The organism is Treponema endosymbiont of Eucomonympha sp. (assembly GCF_001028545.1).
Map to the genome: position 1 here is coordinate 1 of NZ_BBPW01000375.1, position 674 is coordinate 674.

1 protein-coding gene is annotated in these 674 nt (G+C 59.8%); it reads right to left on the reverse strand.

Features of this window, described 5'->3' with window-relative positions; genetic code table 11:
• Positions 1 to 316: 316 nt before the first annotated feature.
• Positions 317 to 674: non-canonical purine NTP pyrophosphatase (locus AWU74_RS07140; RefSeq protein ID WP_187150927.1), on the reverse strand; the 358-nt coding region annotated here is incomplete at its 5' end.

Consider the following 674-nt stretch of genomic DNA (forward strand, 5'->3'; position numbering starts at 1 on the left):
GGCGTGCGCCCCTTCAGTTTCGGCTCTTGCGTATCAACTATCGCCGAGGTGTCGAAAGTTTCGCGCCGCCTTTTATCCTCTTGTGCCGTTCCTACTCTCAGCAATCACTGTTCCGCGTCTAATGCCGAATTCACCGCACCTAAGAACCGGCAATCCGTCCTTAGGGACGAACCTTCAGACCTTAGGAACCAACACACGGATTCCGAGGACGAAGGCGACGAGCGTTGACCGAAAGAGGCAAAAAGAGGTTTTACCTCTATGTCGAGAGTTTGCGCACGCAAACTTGGTAGCACGCTACGGCGTACGGCAGTTTCCTCTAAAAATTCGAACGTTCGGCGCAAGCCAAACGCAATACCGCGGCGATTCCCTGCCCCGCCTTGCCGCGGTGGCTGACGGCGTTTTTCTCCGCTTCGGACAGCTCCGCGACCGTGCAGCCCCGTTCCGGCAGGTATAGAAGCGGGTCGTAGCCGAATCCGCCTGTCCCGCGTGCGCCGTCCCGAATGATTTCCCCTTCGAGCGTTTCCTGTACGAAGCACAACCGATTTTCGTCCAGCAGCAGCGCCATAGCGCAGACAAAGCGGGCACTCCGCAACGGGCTGTCCCCGATTTCCCGCAGGAGCAGCGCGTTCCGCTCCGAAACCGTCAGCCGTCCGCCCCGCTCCCCGCCGTACCGC